The sequence below is a fragment of the Photobacterium malacitanum genome, assembly GCF_900185615.1.
Taxonomy (GTDB): domain Bacteria; phylum Pseudomonadota; class Gammaproteobacteria; order Enterobacterales; family Vibrionaceae; genus Photobacterium; species Photobacterium malacitanum.
In genome coordinates, this window is record NZ_FYAK01000001.1 from 250,375 (window position 1) to 266,241 (window position 15,867).

Annotated in this window: 17 protein-coding genes; 7 read left to right on the forward strand and 10 right to left on the reverse strand. The window is 35.4% G+C overall.

All coding sequences use genetic code 11. From position 1 onward, the window contains the following. The first annotated feature begins 576 nt into the window (after positions 1 to 576). Positions 577 to 3,171: a family 20 glycosylhydrolase gene (locus tag PMAL9190_RS01120; protein ID WP_087843538.1), complete on the forward strand. Its 2,595-nt coding sequence runs from the start codon at positions 577 to 579 to the stop codon at positions 3,169 to 3,171. Between the two features lie 630 nt (positions 3,172 to 3,801). Beyond that, the gene (locus PMAL9190_RS01125) at positions 3,802 to 5,331 is read left to right on the forward strand and encodes an EAL domain-containing protein (RefSeq protein ID WP_087843539.1); all 1,530 of its coding nucleotides are present in this window, start codon (positions 3,802 to 3,804) and stop codon (positions 5,329 to 5,331) included. 59 nt (positions 5,332 to 5,390) lie between these two features. On the opposite strand, the gene hmuQ is transcribed toward PMAL9190_RS01125, so the two are convergent. From hmuQ to PMAL9190_RS01140, 3 genes are all read right to left on the reverse strand, one after another. Next, on the reverse strand, positions 5,391 to 5,693 hold the full coding sequence (hmuQ, locus tag PMAL9190_RS01130; protein ID WP_087843540.1) for a heme-degrading protein HmuQ: 303 nt from the start codon (positions 5,691 to 5,693) through the stop codon (positions 5,391 to 5,393). Between the two features lie 107 nt (positions 5,694 to 5,800). Continuing rightward, the gene (locus PMAL9190_RS01135) at positions 5,801 to 6,766 is read right to left on the reverse strand and encodes a HupE/UreJ family protein (RefSeq protein ID WP_235004256.1); all 966 of its coding nucleotides are present in this window, start codon (positions 6,764 to 6,766) and stop codon (positions 5,801 to 5,803) included. 43 nt (positions 6,767 to 6,809) lie between these two features. Further along, positions 6,810 to 7,622: a peptidylprolyl isomerase gene (locus PMAL9190_RS01140; protein ID WP_087843542.1), complete on the reverse strand. Its 813-nt coding sequence runs from the start codon at positions 7,620 to 7,622 to the stop codon at positions 6,810 to 6,812. A gap of 266 nt (positions 7,623 to 7,888) precedes the next feature. On the opposite strand from PMAL9190_RS01140, the gene PMAL9190_RS01145 reads away from it, so the two are divergent. After that, positions 7,889 to 8,461 carry a beta/gamma crystallin-related protein gene (locus PMAL9190_RS01145; RefSeq protein WP_087843543.1) on the forward strand — a complete coding sequence of 191 codons (573 nt, stop codon included), beginning with the start codon at positions 7,889 to 7,891 and terminating at the stop codon, positions 8,459 to 8,461. A gap of 67 nt (positions 8,462 to 8,528) precedes the next feature. Here PMAL9190_RS01145 and PMAL9190_RS01150 read toward each other — a convergent pair whose 3' ends face one another. The 3 genes from PMAL9190_RS01150 to PMAL9190_RS01160 all read right to left on the reverse strand — a co-directional run bounded on the left by PMAL9190_RS01150 (position 8,529) and on the right by PMAL9190_RS01160 (position 10,930). After that, complete coding sequence (locus tag PMAL9190_RS01150; RefSeq protein WP_087843544.1) at positions 8,529 to 9,368, reverse strand: hypothetical protein; 840 nt, start codon at positions 9,366 to 9,368, stop codon at positions 8,529 to 8,531. A 67-nt stretch (positions 9,369 to 9,435) separates the two neighbouring features. Beyond that, the gene (locus PMAL9190_RS01155) at positions 9,436 to 10,020 is read right to left on the reverse strand and encodes a TetR/AcrR family transcriptional regulator (RefSeq protein WP_087843545.1); all 585 of its coding nucleotides are present in this window, start codon (positions 10,018 to 10,020) and stop codon (positions 9,436 to 9,438) included. Between the two features lie 139 nt (positions 10,021 to 10,159). Further along, on the reverse strand, positions 10,160 to 10,930 hold the full coding sequence (locus tag PMAL9190_RS01160; protein ID WP_087843546.1) for an SDR family NAD(P)-dependent oxidoreductase: 771 nt from the start codon (positions 10,928 to 10,930) through the stop codon (positions 10,160 to 10,162). Positions 10,931 to 11,397: 467 nt separating this feature from the next. Here PMAL9190_RS01160 and PMAL9190_RS01165 point away from each other — a divergent pair, with 467 nt between their 5' ends. Beyond that, entirely contained in the window at positions 11,398 to 12,237 is an 840-nt protein-coding gene (locus PMAL9190_RS01165) for a class I SAM-dependent methyltransferase (RefSeq protein WP_087843547.1), read from the forward strand. A gap of 89 nt (positions 12,238 to 12,326) precedes the next feature. Here the strand turns inward: PMAL9190_RS01165 and PMAL9190_RS01170 are convergent, their stop codons facing one another. The 4 genes from PMAL9190_RS01170 to PMAL9190_RS01185 form a co-directional block, all read right to left on the reverse strand. Further along, positions 12,327 to 12,779 carry a YidB family protein gene (locus PMAL9190_RS01170; RefSeq protein WP_087843548.1) on the reverse strand — a complete coding sequence of 151 codons (453 nt, stop codon included), beginning with the start codon at positions 12,777 to 12,779 and terminating at the stop codon, positions 12,327 to 12,329. 14 nt (positions 12,780 to 12,793) lie between these two features. Further along, the gene (gene lysM / locus PMAL9190_RS01175; protein WP_087843549.1) at positions 12,794 to 13,225 is read right to left on the reverse strand and encodes a peptidoglycan-binding protein LysM; all 432 of its coding nucleotides are present in this window, start codon (positions 13,223 to 13,225) and stop codon (positions 12,794 to 12,796) included. Positions 13,226 to 13,490: 265 nt separating this feature from the next. After that, positions 13,491 to 13,733, reverse strand: a complete 243-nt coding sequence (locus PMAL9190_RS01180; RefSeq protein WP_087843550.1) for a hypothetical protein — start codon at positions 13,731 to 13,733, stop codon at positions 13,491 to 13,493. Positions 13,734 to 13,972: 239 nt separating this feature from the next. Then, on the reverse strand, positions 13,973 to 14,536 hold the full coding sequence (locus tag PMAL9190_RS01185) for a TetR/AcrR family transcriptional regulator (protein WP_087843551.1): 564 nt from the start codon (positions 14,534 to 14,536) through the stop codon (positions 13,973 to 13,975). A 136-nt stretch (positions 14,537 to 14,672) separates the two neighbouring features. On the opposite strand from PMAL9190_RS01185, the gene PMAL9190_RS01190 reads away from it, so the two are divergent. The 3 genes from PMAL9190_RS01190 (at position 14,673) to PMAL9190_RS01200 (ending at position 15,718) form a co-directional block, all read left to right on the forward strand. Further along, positions 14,673 to 15,122 carry a DUF417 family protein gene (locus tag PMAL9190_RS01190; RefSeq protein ID WP_087843552.1) on the forward strand — a complete coding sequence of 150 codons (450 nt, stop codon included), beginning with the start codon at positions 14,673 to 14,675 and terminating at the stop codon, positions 15,120 to 15,122. Between the two features lie 18 nt (positions 15,123 to 15,140). Continuing rightward, complete coding sequence (locus tag PMAL9190_RS01195; protein ID WP_087843553.1) at positions 15,141 to 15,383, forward strand: hypothetical protein; 243 nt, start codon at positions 15,141 to 15,143, stop codon at positions 15,381 to 15,383. 155 nt (positions 15,384 to 15,538) lie between these two features. Continuing rightward, a complete protein-coding gene (locus tag PMAL9190_RS01200) occupies positions 15,539 to 15,718 on the forward strand; it encodes a hypothetical protein (protein ID WP_087843554.1) in 180 nt (59 codons plus the stop codon). The last annotated feature ends 149 nt before the right edge of the window (positions 15,719 to 15,867 follow it).

Here is a 15,867-nt window from a genome sequence, read left to right on the forward strand (position 1 = left end):
GTAAAAAGTTATATGTTATCTTTAAGTTTATTTTTACTTTCATTGTTGTTTTCTGTTTTTAATAGTATTTACATCCTTTTATTTCTTATTACTATAAAGATTTCTATAAGTTTTATCAACTGTGAAATATGCTGTTTTAATGAATGAGATTCTAAGTTAAATATTGCTTTTTTAAATTATTTATATTGGATTGTTTAATTTATAAAACTATTTTTAGTTGTAAGATTTCGTCATTAATAATTGTTTTTTATTACGTTTGAAAATTGGTTAAATTAGCTATGTTATTATTTTTAAATTGGAATTAGGAAAATGTTTATAATATTCCCTTAATTACTGGCGTAAACTAAGGTCGGTGATTAGTCAATTTTTGTTGGTGAAGAGAAGGTCGTGATGTTAGTTTTTAGAATTTGAGATGGTGATATTACCACGTTTATTCAATTTGCAAGTTTTTTATAATAATGTGATATAACTCAAAAAGTTTATTTACTATTAAGTTAATAGCATGATTTTACTTTGGTTTTATAAGATGAAAAACAATTAATATTGGGTCAAATTTTATAAATCGAGTTTTACGAAATGCGTTTGAAATTAACACTTTTAGCCAGTTCAGTGATGTTAGCGAGTATGAATGTTCATGCTCTTACTCAAAGTGATATTGATTATGCAGCAAAGCATATTAAGTTAACGACAGGTCTAGTTGAAAATAAACCTCAAGATTGTCCTCCTGAGTCTCCGTGGGGGCATTGTTACCGCGTTGAAATTGAGTTAGAAAATACCGGCAAACGTGATCTTAATAAAGATGTTGAAATCTATTTTTCTAATTATCATCGTTCTTTAGGCTCTAAGAGTGATGAGTTTAAAATTGAGCATATTAATGGTGACTTGCATAAGATAACCACGACCGACCGTTTTAATGGTTTAAGAAGCGGTCAAACGAAAAAGTTAAACATTGATTTTATGAACTGGATTGTTTCAGAGAGTGACTTTTTTCCTAATTATTATGTCGCTGGCGCTAATCTTCAAGCAAGAAATATATTAAATACTCAGCCTTTGCTTGATAAAGTCGGATTAGATGAACTTTCTGGTTTTAGTCGCGGAATTAAAAATACAGAAAACCAGCTTAAGCGTAATGCAGGTGATTTACTTCCTACCGCCACAGCAACATCACGTTACGCAGACAACGCAAAAACTAAAGATCTGGGTGTTGAGGCCGTATCGGAACATATCTTACCGACACCAATGAAAACAACATTATTAGGTGGCAAATTAGATATCACGCAAGGGTTCAATATTGTTAGCGATGCTCTACCGTTAAATCAACTTCAAGCGTTGAATGATCGTTTTAAATCATTAGGTATTCAAACTGGACAGGGTGTTACGGTTGATGTGACGGTAAAGCCAGAGCCATCAAAACCTTCGGGATCATATACGCTTCATATCGATGAAGATAAAATAGCCATTATTGGTACGGATAACGCTGGCGCCTTTTATGGCGTGCAGTCTGTCGCTGGTATGCTAACACTGGGTAAAAATACTTTAGATACCGTTATGATCGAAGATCAACCACGCTATGATTATCGCGGTATGCATGTGGATGTTTCTCGTAACTTTCATTCAAAAGCGTTTATATTTAAATTAATGGATCAAATGGCAGCTTACAAACTCAATAAGTTCCATTTCCATTTGGCTGATGATGAAGGTTGGCGTTTGGAGATCAATGGATTACCAGAACTTACTGAGGTAGGCGCGCACCGTTGCCACGATCTAGATGAAAACAAATGCATGCTGCCCCAATTAGGTTCTGGTGCAGAGTTACCTAATACGGGTTCTGGTTATTATACTCGTGAAGATTATAAAGAAATTCTTAAATATGCGAGTGCGCGTAATATTCAAGTTATTCCATCGATGGATATGCCTGGGCACAGTTTAGCTGCGGTTAAAGCAATGGAAGCTCGTTACCGTAAATTTATGGCGCAGGGTGATCAAACGGCAGCTGAAATGTATTTACTTTCTGATCCGTACGACACCACAAAGTATTATTCAATTCAGCATTATCAAGATAACACTATTAACCCTTGTCTTGAGTCGAGCTTTATTTTTATGGATAAAGTGATCGATGAAATTAATAAATTACATACGGAATCTGGTCAACCGCTAACGGATTATCACATTGGTGCAGATGAAACCGCAGGTGCTTGGGGAGACTCTCCTGCATGTAGAAAGATGTTTGTTGATCCTAAAAGTGGAATTAAAAATGCTAAGGATTTAGGCGGTTATTTTATTAATCGTATTAACCATATTCTTGATACTAAAGGGTTGACTCTTGGTGCATGGAACGATGGTTTATCTCATTCTGTAATTGAACCAAGTAAACTTGCTGGCGATCCAGCGAAAGCTTGGGTATGGGGAACCATGTTCTGGGGGGGTGTCGATAATTATAATAACTTTGCCAACAAAGGTTACGATGTAGTTGTCGTTCCACCTGATGCTTATTACTTTGATATGCCCTATGAAAATGATCCTAAAGAACGTGGCTATTATTGGGCAACACGCTACACCAATACCAAAAAAGCATTCTCTTTTATGCCAGACAATATTCCTGCTAACGTAGAATGGATGTCTGATCGTATGGGAGCGCCTATTGCAGCGGTTACAGGAGAGAAAAAGCGCGATTTCATTGGCGTTCAAGGTGCCTTTTGGTCTGAGGTGACAAGAACTGATGCACAAGCAGAATACATGATTTTCCCACGTATTTTTGCGATTGCTGAACGAGGATGGCATAAAGCGGAGTGGGAGCCTGAACATAAACAAGGGATGGAATTTAAAACTAACGTTGATGGTAATAAAGGCACAACGCATCTAAATGAGAATGCCAAATTGCGTGATGCTGATTGGGAGCAGTTTTCTAATTTAATTGGTTATAAAGAGTTACCTAAGTTAGATAAAGCCAATATACATTATCGACTGCCGATAGTTGGTGCAGTAATTGATAAAGGATATTTAAATGCGAATACACCTTTTAGCGGGGTTCAAATTCAATATTCAAAAGGTGGTAAAAACTGGGAAAACTATAATCCAGATAAACAACCATTGGTTGGTAACAAAGCATATGTACGTACAATTGCACAAGATGGACGAACAGGGCGTATTATAAGCGTAATAGCAAATTAACTATTGCTAATAGTAGTTGAAAAACCACAAAAGCCGTCTATTTAAAAGATAATAGCGGCTTTTGTTAGTAGTTAAAATATTAATTAGCAAAGTGATCTTGTGTTGATTGTTTAAATATTTACAAGTCCCTTCCATTAATAAAGATTTCGAATGTGTGGGTTTATTATTTTATTTTTTCTATAAGAGTAATAATCATTTTATTTCTAATGTGCAATTGCAGGTGTTTTAATAAAATAAAATCCTCAATATTATTTAATAATACAATGGTTTGTATATTTATATTCAATATAATTTAAACTCGATTAAATATTTCTTATTTAGTTACTATCCATCTTTAAATCGTCGCGTATAAAATAAACCTGTTGGTATGTTTGCTATTGCTGAGTATAAGAATAAAGCTTATCGAGTTATAGTTGAACAGTTTCTTGCTTTTTTAGAATGATTTTTAATAAATTAATAACTTTTGTGCATTGAAGTAATACTAAAATATTATATGCATAATGATTATGATTATTCTTGAATTGAAAGATTTAAAAAATACCTTTTGATTTTTATGGTTATAATCAAAGAAAATAATGATGTAACTATTTGTTTAACAATCAGACTAATACTGATTACATAGAGGGCCTAATGACTGAAAACATAAAGAAAAATTTACTTATATTATTGACATTACTGCCTAGTATTATCATTTTGAAATTATTTCATGCTGGTTTTATGGCCTCGTTAGAAGTAAATGCAAAGCAACATGCAATGACAATAGTGACTCAAATTGACTCTATTCTTGCTTATGGTGAACAGTCCAACCAACGGGCATTAGATTTAATCGCTGCTGATAATAGTTGTGACCAAATTTATCGAAAAATAAGGGCGAGCGTTACCCGTATTCCTTATGTACGTACAACAAACCTTGTACATGGTGATACTATTTATTGTACATCTCTTTGGGGACCGCTTTCTCTTAGTGATAATCAAGCGAGATATATTGATGGCAAATTATTGCTGATGCCTGGAAGTAAGGTTAAAAAGGATCAGCCATTAATCGTGGTTCGTACTGAGGAAGGTGATAAGACAGCGTTGAGCGATATTGATACTCGGTATATTGAATCGCTGTTTTCTCATTCACAAACAAATTCATTTCTTATTTCATTAGCAGTTGGTAAATTATGGTTAACCAATAGTAACGTATTTACCCATGAAGATCCTAATCAGCCATTATTAGATGTTCAATCAGTAACATCTAATAATTATCCTTTTACAGTTTTTATTGGCTTAAACAGCCAATCTTCATGGCTTATTTTTTGGAAACAAGAATATTTTTACATATTAGTCATTTTAATAACTCAAGTCTTTTTCTCTATTTTCTGTGGCTGGGTATTGCAACGTCCTCGTTCGTTATATTCAGAACTCGAAAGGGCAATCAGTAATCGTGAGTTTGTGCCATATGCTCAAACAATTGTTAATGCGACAACAAAAGAGTTGATTGGCTTAGAAATTTTAATGCGTTGGAATCATCCAATTCACGGGCTAGTACGTCCTGATATGTTTATTCCACAAGCTGAACGTTCTGGATTGATTATTCCAATGACTAATCTCATTTTCAAAGAGACGGCAAAACAATTACGTTTATATAAACATGCTTTACCGGCACCATTTCATGTTGGAGTGAATATTGCACCTCAGCATTGTAATAGCACGGTATTGTCTGAAGAATGTCAGCATTTTATTGATGAAATTGCAGATAATAAAATCGTATTGGTGTTGGAATTAACTGAACGTGAAGCACTTGGCGTATCAGATTTTACCCAAGGTCTATTTCAGCAGTTAAAAAGTATTGGTTGTAAAATTGCGATTGATGATTTTGGAACTGGGCATTCAAGCTTGGTTAATTTGCAAAAGATTGACCTTAACTATCTAAAAATTGATCAAATCTTTGTAAAGAATATAGGTATAGACAGTACTTCTGAGCACTTAATTGATACCACTATTGAAATGGCAAAACGGCTGTCACTTGATCTTATTGCAGAAGGTGTTGAAACAGAGGTACAAGCTGAATATTTGCAAAAACAAGGCGTTGATTTCTTACAAGGTTTTCTGTTTTCTAAGCCGATTCCATTGGAAGAGTTACTTCAGAATCAAGCGTTAAACGTAGAAAAATAATAATCTAAACCCAAATACCATCAGTTAGGCATTTGGGTCTGATTTACTTTATGGTGTTATTAAAGGCAACTTTCAAAGCCCTCGAAGTTTGGTGCGCCTAAATAAATGTCTTTGTTACCACGCGCATTAGCATGGGCTTTGCGGAATTGCTCTGATTGAGTCCAACCTTCAAACGCTTGGCGAGAGTCCCACACTGAATGTGAAGCAAATAGGGTATATTCATCATTCGATGCACCTTGAAGTAAATTGAATGATTGAAAGCCAGCAACGGTATCAAGGTAGGTTTCGCGATTTTTCCAGATATCGATAAATTCTTGTTCAGAGCCTAAACGAATTTTAAAACGGTTCATTGCAATGTACATATAACTTCCTTAACTGTTTCTTATATTTAGAATGCTATCACTACCATAGCAATAGCGTAGTTGACCACTTACAAAAACAAAATGTTTGATTACGATTAATAGCCTATTTAGTGAAAGACGATGTGAATTCGTTGAATAAACCAAAATGAAGCCATAATTCCCATGATATATAACGGTACTTGTTGAAAGATTCGTTGCTGGAAAAATGCAATTTTGGAGCAAATTTTTAAGATCGTTAGTAGTATACTTAGAAAAATTAGCTGTCCGATTTCAACGCCAACATTAAAACACGCCAGTGCTAAAGGAATGCTGGTCTGTTGTAATCCTGCTGCTTTTAGAGCGCTCGCAAAGCCTAAACCGTGTAGTAATCCAAATGAAAATGAAATCAACCATGGGAAGCGGCGGCTTAATGTCGGTTGGTCTTTATTATTAGGTCGCGTTAACTCATAGCATAAAAATAAAATACTCAATGCGATACCCGCTTCAACAGGTGGTTCCGGCACATGAATCAAATTGAGTGCTGATAGACTTAAAGTAATGCTGTGTGCCAATGTGAAGCAGGTAATAGCTTTCAAAAAGGTACGAAAATCACGGGTAAAGAGCAACAACCCAGCAACAAACATGAGGTGGTCGATGCCTGTTAAAATATGAGTGATACCTAAGGTAACAAATAACTTTACTGTCGCCCATGTGCTTACCTTGCCCGCCAACAATAACTGGTTATGTCCTTTGTAAAGTTCTAGCGTATTTATTTGTCCATGTTGGCTGGTGGTTTGTGTCAACAGTTGAATATTATTTAGCCCTTGAAATGTGATCATAGGTGCGGTGTCAGAGGTTGGAAATACCAATAAATACCGCTGTAGATCCATACCAAAGCCATCAAGACTATTTTGAGAGCTTAATAAATGGATTTTTCCACCGTGGGTAAGTTTAGGAATGATTTTTGTGTGTTCTCCAGCCACCACAGGCAGCTTAAGTGTTAATTCATATTGATGATTATCTATTTGGTTAATTAATCCAACAGCAGGTTGATAAGGATGGGCTTGTACTTGTGGGCTCCATACCAAACTCAATGCTATATATAAAACCGCGCATAGGGCAGTATAAAAGTTATGCTTATACATTTTTAAGTAAGGTCTTTGTTGTGACAACGATGCCTGAGTTAGCTGGAAGCTCAATGCGGTATTTTTTTATTACGTCGGTTATTTTTGTATTAATAACAGCATTGGTATAGTCATTCGTTAACAGTGGTTTCGCATCTTTAAAGCTTAGAATTCCAGCTTTATTATAGTGAGTTAATTTAACCGTAATAGGACCAAACGGAGTGTTGGCCGAATGTGACCAGGTGTTAAGGGCAATTGTATTTAAGGTTTTGATCACCGCTGATCCTAATTTAGACTGCAGATCTTGCTCGGTTATATGGCTCAAACATTGTTGAGAGCTGGGTGTTTGTTTTGAATGTGCTTGCTCTTGAGGTGATAGGAAGTGGTAGCAGAGTGAGTACATATTAGGAACACGGTAGTTTTGGCGATGCGCAACATAATAGCGGTGCAATAACTTAGTATTGGCCGCATTTATTTTAGCTATTTGGGTGGTGTAAGAAATAAACCGTTGCATTAGTAGCGCGTTAAGATTGGGATCGCCTTTTTCTAAGCCGAGTTTCAGTGCTTGCTGCGATAGAATGCGTTGCAGAATCACTTGGTTGATATCGTTATTCAACATCTTATGGGAAGGCAGGCTACCAAAGTATGTTTTGTCATCGCGTTTTTGTTGGGTGATTTGAGAGGGCGTGATCACGACTTCATTGGTAGAAGACGTGTTTGAATGATAAAGCGAATAACAAACAAATAAGATCGCCCCAGCGATTAAAAAATGAGAAAACGGATCTTTAATGAATTTTTTAAGCCAATGCAAAGCAGTGTTTAGCATGTTAGTGAGTCTTTGTTATATTAAATACCATACAAGCATACATAGGGTATCTGTATGATTATTGAATGTGGCTATTAATATAACAGCGCTGATGCAAGATATTGTATTTTATAAAGTAAGTTTAATTATCTATAATGATTATAAATATACCTAACGAACACATTTGAACGGTGTATTATATTAAAAAGAAATGGTTAGTGGTATTATCAAGAAATCGGTTCACCTTCATATGAGCAATTTTGGTTGCTATAGCAGATTAAGTAGTCATGAAAAAAATACTCTTTTTAACCACTCTTTTAGGTTTCAGTGCTGCTTCACAAGCGGATTTACGTGTTGAGTTTAACAACGTAAATAATCTTAATAACAACACTAATGGCAGTCATAATAGCCGTGTTTATGTATGTACCTTACAGCCATTTACTGATGTATTTGCTGATGTTGGTATGAGTGAAGATATTGCGCGTTATAAAGTTCACCAACGCTGTGAACAGTCGCAAGGTGAAAACAGTATTTTCTGTAAAGCGAAAGAAGCGAAGTGCATTAAGTCATCATTGGCGTTTGATTCTGATAGTGGTCGTCATGATGCTATTGCATTGTACAGTCATAAAAATCACCGTGGGCAATCAATCACTATTAGCCATGATGTTCCTAATTTAAACGTTTATAATTTTGATGATCGTATGTCTTCTTATTATATTCCAACGGGTTGGACGGTTCGTTTTTATGAGGGCACTAACTATAGTGGAGGTTATTATACTCGCAAAGGTGGCGATGAAAATGCAACCGGATTTAATAATAAAATTAGCTCAATTAAGATTTTAAGCACTCGAGCTTGGTAATTGTAGCCATCATCACCCATATAACAATGTAGTCTAGCCTGAATAGCATAAGTGTTATTGTTGATGGTTATTGCCCTATACTGCATTGTTCAACTAAAACATGCTGGTTGCTGATCATTTTAAATTGTTGATCGAGTTGTAAATCATAGTAACCAGCATGACTGCCTGCACAGCGACGTAGTCCCACACTGTAATCGAGTTTAATCTTCCAACCTTGAGTATTTTTTTTGATGTTGGCAACCGTTAATGAGAGTTCTGGGCAGGCAATATTACCATTGGTAATTCGATATTCTGACGCTAAGCCAAGTTGTGTGAGTAAATCAAGGCTTGTTATGGCACGGTGTGAAGAAGTAATCACCAAATCATAATGGTTGTGTGCTTGGTCGGTGATGTCGTCCATATTAAAAGGATTGACGCTTAACGTTTTTGTGCCGTTGGTCCACTTACCGCGAAATGGAAGCCATGTATCATCGGGTTGCTGCCAACGATTTATAAACTCAAATTTTTCGATAAATGAAGGGTTATTCTCAAGGGGGGTTAATTGATTTGGATGATCTTTAAATTGAGCAAGCAGGCGTTGATGTTGCTTTGTATCAAAGCGATATAAGGTTATAAATTGATAGTTGTAGATCCCTAATAATGGTATGCGGACTTTATATTTATCATACTGATACCAACCTGTTACTAGACCAATATCATCATAACAATCAATAACATTAAACAGTAACTGTAATTGGATAGGGTAGTTGTTATCAATGTGAGTGTTGATTGTCAGTGGTTGTATTGTTTGTGAGTAGCTAACACTGGCACGAATGTTATTGGTTAGTGTGGGATTGCTGTATGCTGGAAGGGTAAAACAGAGGCAGTAAAAGCACCATAGATACAAAAATTGATAATATGGTGCCATTGAAATACCTGCGAAACGACAATACTATTTGTATTAAGTGTAGTCTGTTTGATTAACGACAACAGTCTTAGATATTTGGTCTTACTTTTAAAACGACATTAAAATAGTTGTTAACCACTGTTTTAATGTAATTCGCATCTTTAAATTGTGAAATAAGCATGCAGCCTTCGAGTGATACGAAATAAAGCCTCGCAGCATCGATAGCAATTAATTGTGATGAAAGCTCATTATTATTCATTCCAGCTATGATGACTTGCTCTATCCACTGCTCATTAAGAGTAACGAACCGATCCAACTGAATGTTTAGGCTATCAGTGAGAGAATAAAAATCCGATGCATACATACCACATAAACACAGTTTGCCTTCTTCACGGACTGTAATAAAAATATTGGCCAACGCTGTTAGTTTATCAGCAGCAGTTGTATGTTGTTGTTCGATCGCGATTAGTGCCGTTTTATAGCGTTCCAGATAACGTTCAAATACAACAATGGCTAAATCTTGTTTAGTTTTATAATGATAATGAATACTGGCTGTTTTTATGCCCAATTCATCTTGAATATCACGAAAACTAAAACCGTTAAAACCACGACATTGAATATATTTTTCGGCAATATCGGCAATTTTTGCTGCTGTAGGATTAATGTCTTTCATAATTGATATTCACATATTAAAGAGAATCAATAATTTATCATTTAGCAATACAGATAACAATTTTTTCTACCTATGAGTAGAGAGGTAATGGCGACCTGTTATCGCCATTATTAACAACATGCGAGAGTTAACTTTAAGGTTAATTACGACCCGCCATTACACCACCATCAACATCGAGCACTGTACCTGTGATCCATTTTGCTTTGTCTGATAGTAAAAATTCAATCGCATCTGCTATATCAGTGGTTGAACCAATATGTCCGATTGGGTGGAAATCATTAAATCCCTGTAATGCTGTTTCAATCTCATCTTCAGCAATGAATGATTTATAGATAGGTGAAAGAACAACGGCTGGCGCTACAGCATTGGCACGAATATTATCGTCAGCAAGTTCCATCGCTAAGTTACGGGTAAATGCATGTAAAGCTGCTTTTTGCATTGAATAAGCAGATGACGGGGTAGCCTTGATAGCTTGATGGGCCCACATTGAACCGATATTTACGATTGAGCCACCACCATGTTGCTGCATGTTTTTTGCCACAGCTTGAGTAATAAAGAAAAATGATTTGTTGATATCTAATTGAAGGTCATAATCTTTTTCAGTGTGATCTAGAAAGCTAACCGGTTTAAAAAAACCTGCTGCGTTAACAAGGTAACCAATATGACGAGTTTCATTTTCTAATTGATGAATAAAAGCGTTCACATTAGCAAGGTCATATAAATCAACTTGTGCTGTTTCAACATTACCGTCAGTTCGTTGTTCTAAGTCGGCTTTTGCTGCGGCAAGTTTATCGGCATTGTGCGATAAAATCATAACAGAAATACCAGCGTTTAATAACCGTTCAGCGGTGGCTTTACCCATGCCTGATGAGCCGCCAACGATAAGTGCAATTGATGATGTCGTGAACATAATGTAATCCTTTATTTTATCTGGCTACCTATTGGTTGGTAGGTGGTGTGGTTAAAAAAAGAAGCGAGCAATATGATTAAATTATTCTGCTGCGCTTGATTGATTGTAAATATAGGGTGATTTTATTTTAGCGTCAAATATTATTTCTACCTACTTGTAGGTAGCTTGGTTATGTGTTTGATTTTTAATGCTTTAAAATACCAATCGCTATTGACGTTGATGATTATCGCTTATGATCAATAGAAACATCAGTACATTTCTGCGTTTGATATTGATGCTTGTTTTGAACAATTACAATTAAATCAGCATCTAACCTCAATGTGAGCGGAGGTATTGCTGCGATAATCAAGCAAAGTTGAAAGGCATTACAAATTCAGTATGAGCACAATATGCTAGCTATGATCGAGATATGAGTGTGAGGTTTTATGTTACAATACGCTCAGTGTTTCTAATTAGATAAATGAACTATGCTTGGCTACTATCTTCATACAAAAAATGCTCAACAGGCGTTAGACGCTATTGCTAAAGGACAATCGAGTGTCCACTTATCGACAGATCTTCACCTTTCAGAACAGGATTACGCTGTTAGTCCTGAAGGTTTAGTTCTGGACGAAGACAATAAATTGTCAATTGCTGATCTTAAAAAAATCGTCAAAAAGACTCAAAGAATTTATCTTTGCAGTGATGGCGATATGGAGCCTATTGAAGACCGCAGTGTTGGCTATTACAAATTAGCACCGACAGAGGGCGCACCATTACTCGAAATTAGTGGTGTTAAGATGCATATTTCTAAAGGAACCGATCCTTTTGCAAGTGCATCCGATATGGCGAAACAAGCTGTACGCAGTGGCGACAATGTCCTCGATTGTTGCAGTGGTTTAGGTTATGCCGCAATTGCAGCTCATCGACTTGGCGCTAAAAAAGTATTGACCATTGAACTGAGTGAATCAGTTATGGGGTTACGTGCACTAAATCCTTGGTCGCAAGATCTAAATAATGATGGCATTGAACAACGTCAGGGCAGTAGTTTTGAGTTGATCACAACCATGCCTTCGATATCGTTTGATGCGGTTATTCACGATCCACCGCGTTTTTCTCTTGCAGGTGAATTATATAGCGAAGAGTTTTATAGCGAAGTTTACCGTGTACTTCGTCAAGGCGGACGTTTTTTCCATTACACCGGGAATCCGCATATCATGAAAAAGGGTAGCAGCTTTGTGGACGGTGTAATTCGTCGATTAATCGCAGTTGGCTTTAAGAATGTGCAAAAGGTTGATCACCTGATGGGCGTTAGTGCGCAGAAGTAATGTAATCAAACAATAAAGAAATCGATGTTATTACTAATCTTATCTCGTTGTAATAACATCGATTTATTATTTATAGATAGTGCTATTTATTACTTTTTGCCAAAGATATTTGAGGCAATGTTGAGAAGTCCATCCATACCACCGACTGCTTGAAATAGTTCTGTTGCAATATCACCATTAGGGCTTGCTTTATCTATCATACCTGGCAGCGTTTCTTGTAAGCCGGTTATTGCTTCACTCTGTGGTAATTTAACTTCATTGGCAAAGTTTGATAATTGGTCTGGGTTGAAAATATTACCAATATCTGTGGCTGAAATGGCTTCATTGTCACCATTGCCAAGCCAAGACGCTGCAATGTTTGCTAGCCCAGCCCCATTTAGAGATTGAATTATAGATTGTAAATCAATGCCTTTTCCGTCACTGTCACCACCAAATAAGTGTGACAATGCCGAAGTAATGGTATTTTCATTTAAGCCAGTCGTATTCGCTTGTGATTGCGTAAATAATTGAGCACCAATGCGCAATAGTTGGTTAATATCCATGATTTTTACCTCTATTAGGCTGTGGTTGGTATACGAAGTTTTTGACCAGGAAAAATTTTGTCAGGATCGATAATCACTTCTTTATTTGCATCAAAGATTTTTTGATAGTCCGCGCCATTACCCAACGTACTTTCAGCTATTTTCCAGAGGCTATCACCAGATTTAACTTCATAATAGCTCACTGTTTCAGTGACTGCTGGTGCATCAATATTATCAACAATCGATTCAATACCGGCTGTATTTCCCGCCATTAAAATAGCTTTTTCTTTGGCCGCAGCACTATCTGCTGTTCCCGAAAGTGTTGCAACACCATCTTTTACTTCAACATTTAAATTCTCTAACCCTGGGTTATTATTTTCAATATGTTGAGTTATTTTTGCTGGCGCTTCATCTTCATTGCTAAATAATTTATTGCCAATATCGCGTACAAAATCAAGTAAGGCCATTTTATCTTTATCCTTGTTGTTGGGTGTAAATGAGAGTGTTGTTACCAAGCTTAGCCCAAAAATTAATAATAGTGACTATTGGTTATCTCTTTTAGGTATCTTTGTTGTTGCAGCGACAATGCAATTTTATCGAAAGGGATTTAAAGCCGTATACATCGCTAGTTTTAGCGGTAAAAGGAGTATAAATAATAAAAATTAACTAATTGATTTATAAATAAACAATGAGCATCTTATCGTGCTCATTGTTTATCTTAGAAGAAGAGGACTAAAGAGTAGGGGCTGATGACGACGTTTTTTTTGTTTTTTTGATCACATGATGCTCTTTATTATCTGGATGATGAAATTTAGGGCTGATAACTCCTTTATTATTCGTAGCAGGCGCAGCAACTTTTTTGATCACATGATGTTCTTTATTATTTGGATGGTGAAATTTTGGACTTAAGATATGAGTATTCGCCAATACTGATGTTGAAACTAAGAGTAGGGGCAAAATAAGATAATTTTTCATATGGAAACGCCTTGTGTTAAAAACCATGCTGTTAATTAATAATCGACCATTATTTACAATGATTAATTATGTAATAAATAAAAATATATATTGTTTTTATGGCACCGCAATGGTTTTTAGCAAAGAAAAGCATCATTAAATTGTGACATAGTTCAAAGCTATAATTTGTTTAAAGTATGTATTGTGTTTTTTAAGAAAAAAAGCATTAAAAAGGGTGCAAATCTGTCATTTTATGCTTATCAATCTTTAAAAATAATATCGAGATACATATCTTTTGCCATTGATATTAATTGGGTGTTTTTTGTTATCTGTAGAGATGCTAATAATCCATTAAAAATCAGCTCTGCTTGCTGTGACTTTAATGCCGCATTAGTAATATTATGCTGAGTCAATAAAGCTTGTATCATCTCGACACGTTGCATTTTATATCCACTGCATGTATCGGCAATCGCATTGTCAGTATGATTGAACTCACTGTATGCCAACTGAAAATAACAACCATTAAAGAGGTCGTCTTTCATTAATTTTACTAATACCTCAAAGCGTTCTGAAAGCTTTTGCTCTAGAGTGAGCGACGGATCAGAAAAGATAATACTTAAATGATTTAATGCTCTTTCACTAAACATGACTAATGCTTCATTTATAAGATTTTCTTTGGATGTGAAGTACTTATAAATAGTTGCTTTAGAAACACCTGTTGCGGTAGTTATGCTGTCCATACTCGTACCGTGGAAACCATATTGAGCACATAAGTTAATCGTTTTATTAATGATATTTAATCGTTTTTCTTGTTGCTTACTCATTAACTTTAGCCTCTTGTCGTCGGTGCTGTAATTTTATCAAAATAAACTGTTTAGTTCAAAAGTGTTGACAGAAGATGAATTAACCCATAAATTGAACTGAACAGTTTAGTTCAATTTATGTTTTGGGGAATAATATATGAATAGTTTAGAAAACCGTGTGGCAACGACAGTCGGATATAAGTTAGGCGTTTTTGGGGTTGTATTAGTTTTATTATGGATTGGTATTTTTAAATTCACACCAACTGAAGCTGCAGCCATTGAACCTTTAATTAAAAATCATCCATTAATGGGTTGGACGTATAATTTTTTCTCTGTTCAGACTGTCTCAAATCTTGTTGGTCTTAGTGAAATAGTAGTAGCGGCTGGACTTATTTATGGCTTTTTTAATCCTCGAGTAGGCTATTTTGCAGGATTGGCATCAAGCGTTATTTTTCTTGTAACATTGAGTTTCTTATTTACCACGCCAGATACATGGAAAGTCGTCGATGGGGTACCAACAACAAGTTTCTTTTTAGTGAAAGATATTCTCTTTCTAGCCATTGCCATCATGGTTGTAGAACATAATAAAAAGTTATTGGTTTCTTAGTCTTATTAGAGGTGATTTATGAAATATTTTAAGTATGTTTTTTTGATAACTATTTTAAGTCTAACGTCTTATTCCGCATCAGCTAAAGATGGTGACTTTATGGGGAAGGTTAGTTTTGATAACACTAAAATGAATAATGTGTCGCTACAAAGATACAGGGTAAATCGTTCAATTGACAAATCTTATTCTGGTGTTTCAATAAAACAAAAACCGGTCATGCTGACTTTCCAACAAAAATTATTATCAGCGGCAGATAAATAATAATGTATTACCATTCAATGTTACGGTGTAACTAAGGGTGTTGATATCAATTATAAGTAAAGTATAAGAAGAGTGATGAATTCTATTGACAATAGTGGTAATGAGTTACATTCTTATTTGAATTGTTGATGATTAACATAAATAAGGAGTATTTAATGAGTACCGATGAGTTATTTCCTTTATATATCGTTATTTCTGTTGTTATATTTTTATTCTTTATGTTCTTTTTATTTATACAGCTATATCTAAAAGCGAAAAAAGAGAATGTAGGTGGTTGTTGTAAGGTTGAGACTGAGTTGGCATCTAAACACAATAACGATGATCATCGCTCTTAGCGTAATGAAAACACCACTACATTAATGAGTGGTGTTTTTTACGATATGGGTATTTAATTAACATTTTATGTGTTTTTTGTGAAAATAATCCAAATTAACAGGTAGAATGCTGGTATTAATCACATGAAATATCGGAGTAATAGCGGTAT

Coding starts and splice junctions, on each gene's coding strand:
- PMAL9190_RS01120 (WP_087843538.1), top strand. CDS start 577: ATGCGTTTGAAATTAACACTTTTAGCCAGTTCAGTGATGTTAGCGAGT.
- PMAL9190_RS01125 (WP_087843539.1), top strand. CDS start 3,802: ATGACTGAAAACATAAAGAAAAATTTACTTATATTATTGACATTACTG.
- hmuQ (WP_087843540.1), bottom strand. CDS start 5,693: ATGTACATTGCAATGAACCGTTTTAAAATTCGTTTAGGCTCTGAACAA.
- PMAL9190_RS01140 (WP_087843542.1), bottom strand. CDS start 7,622: ATGCTAAACACTGCTTTGCATTGGCTTAAAAAATTCATTAAAGATCCG.
- PMAL9190_RS01145 (WP_087843543.1), top strand. CDS start 7,889: ATGAAAAAAATACTCTTTTTAACCACTCTTTTAGGTTTCAGTGCTGCT.
- PMAL9190_RS01150 (WP_087843544.1), bottom strand. CDS start 9,368: ATGGCACCATATTATCAATTTTTGTATCTATGGTGCTTTTACTGCCTC.
- PMAL9190_RS01155 (WP_087843545.1), bottom strand. CDS start 10,020: ATGAAAGACATTAATCCTACAGCAGCAAAAATTGCCGATATTGCCGAA.
- PMAL9190_RS01160 (WP_087843546.1), bottom strand. CDS start 10,930: ATGTTCACGACATCATCAATTGCACTTATCGTTGGCGGCTCATCAGGC.
- PMAL9190_RS01165 (WP_087843547.1), top strand. CDS start 11,398: ATGCTTGGCTACTATCTTCATACAAAAAATGCTCAACAGGCGTTAGAC.
- PMAL9190_RS01170 (WP_087843548.1), bottom strand. CDS start 12,779: ATGGATATTAACCAACTATTGCGCATTGGTGCTCAATTATTTACGCAA.
- lysM (WP_087843549.1), bottom strand. CDS start 13,225: ATGGCCTTACTTGATTTTGTACGCGATATTGGCAATAAATTATTTAGC.
- PMAL9190_RS01180 (WP_087843550.1), bottom strand. CDS start 13,733: ATGAAAAATTATCTTATTTTGCCCCTACTCTTAGTTTCAACATCAGTA.
- PMAL9190_RS01185 (WP_087843551.1), bottom strand. CDS start 14,536: ATGAGTAAGCAACAAGAAAAACGATTAAATATCATTAATAAAACGATT.
- PMAL9190_RS01190 (WP_087843552.1), top strand. CDS start 14,673: ATGAATAGTTTAGAAAACCGTGTGGCAACGACAGTCGGATATAAGTTA.
- PMAL9190_RS01195 (WP_087843553.1), top strand. CDS start 15,141: ATGAAATATTTTAAGTATGTTTTTTTGATAACTATTTTAAGTCTAACG.
- PMAL9190_RS01200 (WP_087843554.1), top strand. CDS start 15,539: ATGAGTACCGATGAGTTATTTCCTTTATATATCGTTATTTCTGTTGTT.